The sequence below is a fragment of the Microcystis sp. LE19-41.2A genome, assembly GCF_027530405.1.
Lineage (GTDB): Bacteria > Cyanobacteriota > Cyanobacteriia > Cyanobacteriales > Microcystaceae > Microcystis > Microcystis aeruginosa.
Genome location: NZ_JAPZQJ010000084.1, coordinates 1 through 5,850 on the forward strand (window position 1 = coordinate 1; position 5,850 = coordinate 5,850).

11 protein-coding genes are annotated in these 5,850 nt (G+C 39.1%); 10 read left to right on the top strand and 1 reads right to left on the bottom strand.

Annotated elements, in window-relative coordinates; all coding sequences use genetic code 11:
- Window positions 1-327: 327 nt before the first annotated feature.
- From O9290_RS03605 to O9290_RS03640, 8 genes are all read left to right on the top strand, one after another.
- Entirely contained in the window at window positions 328-1,098 is a 771-nt protein-coding gene (locus tag O9290_RS03605; protein ID WP_288055262.1) for a hypothetical protein, read from the top strand.
- Window positions 1,099-1,250: 152 nt separating this feature from the next.
- Window positions 1,251-1,385, top strand: a complete 135-nt coding sequence (locus O9290_RS03610) for a hypothetical protein (protein ID WP_287665640.1) — start codon at window positions 1,251-1,253, stop codon at window positions 1,383-1,385.
- A gap of 705 nt (window positions 1,386-2,090) precedes the next feature.
- A complete protein-coding gene (locus O9290_RS03615; protein WP_002739617.1) occupies window positions 2,091-2,339 on the top strand; it encodes a type II toxin-antitoxin system Phd/YefM family antitoxin in 249 nt (82 codons plus the stop codon).
- Complete coding sequence (locus O9290_RS03620) at window positions 2,332-2,601, top strand: type II toxin-antitoxin system RelE family toxin (RefSeq protein ID WP_002739840.1); 270 nt, start codon at window positions 2,332-2,334, stop codon at window positions 2,599-2,601. Before O9290_RS03615 ends, O9290_RS03620 begins: the two co-directional genes overlap by 8 nt.
- An 82-nt stretch (window positions 2,602-2,683) precedes the next feature.
- Window positions 2,684-2,974 (top strand): UPF0175 family protein, encoded by a 291-nt coding sequence (locus O9290_RS03625; RefSeq protein ID WP_008203693.1) that lies wholly within the window; start codon window positions 2,684-2,686, stop codon window positions 2,972-2,974.
- Entirely contained in the window at window positions 2,958-3,452 is a 495-nt protein-coding gene (locus tag O9290_RS03630; RefSeq protein WP_288055259.1) for a PIN domain-containing protein, read from the top strand. Before O9290_RS03625 ends, O9290_RS03630 begins: the two co-directional genes overlap by 17 nt.
- 27 nt (window positions 3,453-3,479) lie before the next feature.
- Complete coding sequence (locus tag O9290_RS03635; RefSeq protein ID WP_061430669.1) at window positions 3,480-3,701, top strand: hypothetical protein; 222 nt, start codon at window positions 3,480-3,482, stop codon at window positions 3,699-3,701.
- A 297-nt stretch (window positions 3,702-3,998) separates the two neighbouring features.
- Complete coding sequence (locus tag O9290_RS03640; RefSeq protein ID WP_288055256.1) at window positions 3,999-4,274, top strand: PIN domain-containing protein; 276 nt, start codon at window positions 3,999-4,001, stop codon at window positions 4,272-4,274.
- Between the two features lie 167 nt (window positions 4,275-4,441).
- Here the strand turns inward: O9290_RS03640 and O9290_RS03645 are convergent, their stop codons facing one another.
- Window positions 4,442-4,567 carry a hypothetical protein gene (locus O9290_RS03645; RefSeq protein WP_283160201.1) on the bottom strand — a complete coding sequence of 42 codons (126 nt, stop codon included), beginning with the start codon at window positions 4,565-4,567 and terminating at the stop codon, window positions 4,442-4,444.
- A gap of 16 nt (window positions 4,568-4,583) precedes the next feature.
- On the opposite strand from O9290_RS03645, the gene O9290_RS03650 reads away from it, so the two are divergent.
- Together O9290_RS03650 and O9290_RS03655 are read left to right on the top strand one after the other, a co-directional pair.
- Window positions 4,584-5,234 carry a DUF3782 domain-containing protein gene (locus O9290_RS03650; protein ID WP_052275650.1) on the top strand — a complete coding sequence of 217 codons (651 nt, stop codon included), beginning with the start codon at window positions 4,584-4,586 and terminating at the stop codon, window positions 5,232-5,234.
- A 113-nt stretch (window positions 5,235-5,347) separates the two neighbouring features.
- Window positions 5,348-5,850, top strand: a 503-nt coding sequence (locus O9290_RS03655) for a DUF3782 domain-containing protein (RefSeq protein WP_288086719.1), incomplete at its 3' end; no start/stop codon positions are given.

Consider the following 5,850-nt stretch of genomic DNA (forward strand, 5'->3'; position numbering starts at 1 on the left):
TTACGAAATATTCACATTTGGTCGATTTTTGCTTAACAATTGAGATGGCCAATTCTCCTCAAATATGCCTGAATCGCTCTCTGGGTAAGCAAATCACATAAAGTTGATTTTGTCAAGAATTGTTAAGATGCGCTTACCCTGGGATGGGTTAGCGGTAGCGTAACATTAGCGGGTGTTGGGTTTCATGCTTCAACCCAACCTACGTTCATCTTATATTTAATTCCACCCACCTACTTAGAATATGAAACTTATGTTCCTCTTGCAGATCAGCTTTTTACGATATACTTAGAAGAAATAAATAAGGTTTTGCTCAAGGATTTTTTGCAGATGGAAGGAACTATTTTACGCTTCGACACCTCCAATAACACAGGGGTTATCAGAGGCAATGACGGGACAAGATACCAGTTCACAAACTCCGATTGGAAGGACGAAAAAGAATTTCCCAGAGTGGGGTTATTGGTGAATTTTGAGGTTAACTTAAACAATGAACCCGTTGATATTTACTGTATTCCTAAAGATAAGGGAAAGAGAATATGGCAGTATGATGGATATCTGGTGATGTTGCGGGGGGCATCTCTACCAAATCGCTGTATCAAAACCAATCGCCCGGTAACGGGAAAAGAAGAACAGACTTTATCCTTTAATCCTTTATTCGTTAATTTTTCTGCCCTTTTTTCTGCCCTGATTAGAATCATTTTTTTAATTTTTGTGCCCTGGATTGTAACAATACCGGTTATCATTGCATATTTTGCTATGACAAAATACGAAAAAATCACTTTTGGACTTTCTCAAGAAGTTAAAAAACAGCACAGATTATTAACAGATAGGATTTTCTCGTGCGTAATTTTTGGGATGATTATGGCTGCTGCTACAATACATTTTTTGAATCTAGCATACGGAGATGGAATTGTCTCGGTTTCTTTAGTAATATTTGCACTATTGTGCTTGCCGTTTTGGTTGATTTTACGGAAATCGCCACTGTCAACTTCTGGAATTTCAATAGTCTGGATTCAGGGTGAATACATTTGCATCCGTGGAATCAATAAAGAATATCTTTCTGAGTTTCCTGAATGGAGTGATTATAGACGACGTGGTTAGTTTTTTATTTATCCGAAATCTTACCAGAAGCCTTAGAAATTGCCAGAGGGATTGGGTCTGAATACTACCGTGCAAAGGCATTAAAAACATTAACCGCCACATTAACCCCTGCTAATGTTGACTTATCTTTCTGGCAAGATGTCCTTCAGGCTTTGGGAACTCTCACTCGTCCTCGTTTCCTCGAAACTATTCCTAACTTAGTACCTTTAATCCTTCATTTTGAGGGAGAGGTCGCCTTAAGAGAAGTGTATCAAAGTATTAAGGATGTTAGTCGGTGGTGGAAATAATTCCCCTTATGATGTATAATGCTAGACCATAGCGGATAAGGTATTCAACCGCTCTAAAAACCTAGCTATCTAATCGATAGGCGCACCTTGAAAACTAGAGTTATAGGGTTCCATAAAGGATTGCTTTTATGGGTAAAAGCTCTAAGCATCAAGTACCAGAGAAACCAATTATTTTAGAGGTTTTGAACTGTATCGTAGGGCATACGAGAACAGGCTTCTGTAATGGAGCGAAAGTCTGAGGAGAGACTCGCCTCTGGGTTAGATACCGCAAGGGGTCTGATTTAAGCGAACTCGTTGAGCCAGAAATTCTAATCAGCGATGATAGAAGAATCCACGTCCGTTCACGGCGCGGAGTATGTCAACGGAAGTGTTACCCGAAACCCTTAGAAATTGCCAGAACGATTGGGTCTGAATACCCGCGTGCAGACGTATTAAAAGCATTAACAGCCACATTAACCCCTGCTAATGTTGACTTATCTTTCTGGGAAAAAAACCTTCAGGCTTTGGGTACTCTCACTCGTCGTAAGTTCCTCGAAACTATTCCCAACTTAGTCCCTTTAATCCTTCATTTTGGGGGGGAGGTCGCCTTAAGAGAAGTCCATCAAGCAATTAGAGAAGTCAGCCGCTGGTGGAAGTGATTGCCCTGTCAATAATTGCTATAATAGCTAAAATGGTCATAATGGCTAGTTTCTATAAAGGTTAGTTATGAAAACATTAGGAGCCTCAGAAGCAAAAAATCGCTTTGGCGAACTGTTAGACTTGGCTCGAAGAGAACCAGTAAAGATAGCAAAAAAGGGACGTAATGTTGCAGTCGTGCTGTCAATCGAGGAATTTGAGAGATTTTCCGAGTTAGAAAATCAACTTTTGGCTTTACAGGCAGAAAAAGCTCATCAAGAAGGTTTTATCGGAACAACAGAGAGTGAGGCTTTACTGTCAGAAATTTTAAATGCTTAAGATTAACCTATCTCGACAGGCAACTAAACGCTTAAAAAAACTGCCAGATAAACACGCCAAACAAGTAGCCACAAAAATAACCGAACTGAGAACAAATCCCTATCCCCAAGATTCTCTAAAGTTAAAAGGATACTCTTATCATAGAGCCGATATTGGTGAATATCGAATCGTTTATCGTGTTGAGGAGCAAACACTAGAAATCTTGCTGATTGACAAACGAAACGATGATGAAATTTATAAACAACTAAAGAGAACAATATAGAGAATCTTAATTATCAACCATCAATTAATTAGCGATATTATTCCTGCTAAAATCAAGAAAAACAAATTATTTTTAAACACTCATGAGCATTAATGTAACATTTCCCGAAGAACTCCTCATTGCTGCCAGAGAAGAAAAAGAAGCATTCTCTCGTAAAGTCATAATTTATACATTAGGGCATCTTTATCAAGAAGGAAAAATTTCAGCAGGAATCGGCGCACAAGTATTAGGCTGCGATAAATATACATTTTATACACTTCTCTCTGAGTATGGTTTTTCCATTATTGATTACACAGCAGAAGAATGGGAATCAGAAATACAAACCAGCCGTAAATTAGCCCAAAAAATCCAAGAGAATGAAGATAATTGTTAATTCTACACCGATCATCGCCTTATCTTTGATTAATCAATTAGATCTTCTTAATCAGCTATTTAATGAAGTGATTATTCCTTGGGCAGTTTATCAAGAAATTGTCATCGCTGGAGATAATAAACCAGGGGCAAAAGAACTCAAAAATGCCAATTGGATTCAAGTTCAAGAAGTTGCATCATCATCTCCTCTTGAACCGCTATTACTAGGATTAGATCGAGGAGAATTAGAAGTTATTCTCTTGGCAATTTCAATCAAACCAGACTGGGTAATTATAGATGAGAAATTAGCAAGAAGAGTTGCCAAAGCTATGGGATTACCCGTCAAAGGAACATTAGGAATTCTCTTGGTTGGTTTTTATGCAGGTTATCTATCTAAACAAGAAATTTTAGATTTATCACAACAGTTAATTAATCATGGAATTCGTAATAGTTCTCCGATTCTTAATTGGCTAAAAACAGAATTAGACAATGATCATTAATACCAACTCAATGCAAAATAAACTACCATGAAACAACTAATCGTACACATTCGTGACCAAGAAAAAGCAGAAACACTCTCTAAAATTTTAACTGCTTTAGATTTTGTTGACTCTGTAGAAATCATCGAAGATCAAACAACATTATCTGATAACGAGCAAGACTTCTTTGCCCTAGCAGGACTGTGGGAAAACAGAAATATCACGCCTGAATCTATCCGTGAAGCAGCATGGCGAGAAGAAAACCGATGATTTTATGTGACACCAATATCCTCATTGAATTCTATAAAAACAACCATAGAATTATCGAAGAGCTTCGCCATATTGGACTAAATCAACTAGCCATTAGTTCCATTACTCAAGCCGAATTATAGCGTTTCCCAATCTCATGAGGTACACCAAAATCTTAACTCCTGAATCCCGAATCCTGACTCCTGAATCCTGAATCCTGAATCCTGAATCCTGACTCCTGACTCCTGACTCCTGACTCCTGACTCCTGACTCCTGACTCCTGACTCCTCAAAACCTAAGACTCTGTACCTCACAACTATGGGAATTGCTATATATTATGGAGCAATCAATAAAAATGAACTCAACAAAATCAAAAGACATCCCGGATTGCTACATACCTTTCCTGTAGATGTCGCAATATCCAATCAATTTATTAACTTAATGGAAACCTACTCCCTCAGTCACAAACTCAACATCCCTGACTCTATCATTGCCTCAACAGCATTAGTGCAGAATATTAAGCTATATACATTGAATTTGAGAGATTTTTGTTTTATTCAAGGCTTAGAACTCTATGATCTGTCAAATGAATAACCCATCAACGTTAGCATTTTCCAGCGTTCAGCGAACCAGTCATAAATTAGTCAAAAAATCAAAGAGAATGAAGATAATTGTTAATTCTATTCCCAATTTAGCGCCTTTAATCCTTCATTTTGGGGGGGAGGTTGCCTGAAGAGAAGTGTATCAAGGGATTAGGGATGTTAGTCGCTGGTGGCGGTGATTCTTGTTCTATGAATTGCCTCCACCTTACCCAATTGAATCAGCAGTCTGCTCCCCAGTGCCTTCGGCAAGCGCAGAAATCCAATAAAATAGTGAATAGGTGACATCGGGAAAAAATCATCTATGGCAACTACATCAGAAGACGTATGGCGAATCTTAGCCGAATTAGCGACTGCTCAAGCCGAATTGACTGCTGCTCAAAAAGAAACTGACAAACAACTCAAGGAAACTGACCTACTATTGAAGGAAGTCAGTCAACAACAGAAGGAAAACGCCCAACAAATCAAGGAAACTGACCGACAACAGCAGAAAACTGACAAACAACTCAAAGAACTGGGCAAACAAATTGGGGGACTCGGGGCAAAATTCGGCAGCTTTACCGAAGGACTTGCCCTTCCCTCAATGGAAACGATTCTCAGACAACGGTTCGGTATGAAAGTTGTTAGTCCCAGTGTCCGAGCCAGCGAAGATGGACAACACCTAGAAATTGATGTCCTTGCCTATACCAATGGTGAGCTAAATATCGCCTATATCGTCGAGGTTAAAAGTCATGCCAGAGAGGAGTCTATTACACAATTAAAAAGTATTTTACAACGGTTTCGCCGCTTTTTTCCTGAACACAAAGATAAAAAACTCTATGGCATATTAGCTGCGGTTCATGTATCCCCGGAATTACGGGAAAAAATTCTGCGAGAAGGGTTTTATGTGGCTCGGATTCATGACCAAGTATTTGAACTCGATATTCCCGATAATTTTCAACCTCAAACCTATTAAAACATCAAGGGCTATCGCTCTATCTTCCCCAAAGGAAAAAACACTCTCTTATTCATGAATCGGCAAAATTCAGTAAAATAGTAATAGACCAAATCAGAGAGAAAAAATCATCTATGACGACTACATCAGAAGACGTATGGCGAATCCTAGCCGAATTAGCAACTGCTCAAGCCGAATTGACTGCTGCTCAAAAAGAAACTGACAAACAACTGAAGGAGACTGACCTACTATTGAAGGAAGTCAGTCAACAACAGAAAGAAAACGCTCAACAACTCAAGGAAACTGACAAACAACTGAAGGAGACTGACCTACTATTGAAGGAAGTTAGTCAGCAACAGAAGGAAAACGCTCAACAACAGCAGAAAACTGACAAACAACTCAAAGAACTGGGCAAACAAATTGGGGGACTCGGGGCAAAATTCGGCAGCTTTACCGAAGGACTTGCCCTTCCCTCAATGGAAACGATTCTCAGGCAACGCTTTGGTATGGAAGTTGTTAGTCCCAGTGTGCGAGTCAGTAAAAATGGACAACACCTAGAAATTGATGTCCTTGCCTATACCAATGGTGAGCTAAATACCGCCTATATCGTTGAGGTTAAAAGTCATGCCAGAGAGGA

Coding starts and splice junctions, on each gene's coding strand:
- O9290_RS03605 (WP_288055262.1), top strand. CDS start 328: ATGGAAGGAACTATTTTACGCTTCGACACCTCCAATAACACAGGGGTT.
- O9290_RS03615 (WP_002739617.1), top strand. CDS start 2,091: ATGAAAACATTAGGAGCCTCAGAAGCAAAAAATCGCTTTGGCGAACTG.
- O9290_RS03620 (WP_002739840.1), top strand. CDS start 2,332: ATGCTTAAGATTAACCTATCTCGACAGGCAACTAAACGCTTAAAAAAA.
- O9290_RS03625 (WP_008203693.1), top strand. CDS start 2,684: ATGAGCATTAATGTAACATTTCCCGAAGAACTCCTCATTGCTGCCAGA.
- O9290_RS03630 (WP_288055259.1), top strand. CDS start 2,958: ATGAAGATAATTGTTAATTCTACACCGATCATCGCCTTATCTTTGATT.
- O9290_RS03635 (WP_061430669.1), top strand. CDS start 3,480: ATGAAACAACTAATCGTACACATTCGTGACCAAGAAAAAGCAGAAACA.
- O9290_RS03640 (WP_288055256.1), top strand. CDS start 3,999: ATGGGAATTGCTATATATTATGGAGCAATCAATAAAAATGAACTCAAC.
- O9290_RS03645 (WP_283160201.1), bottom strand. CDS start 4,567: ATGTCACCTATTCACTATTTTATTGGATTTCTGCGCTTGCCGAAGGCA.
- O9290_RS03650 (WP_052275650.1), top strand. CDS start 4,584: ATGGCAACTACATCAGAAGACGTATGGCGAATCTTAGCCGAATTAGCG.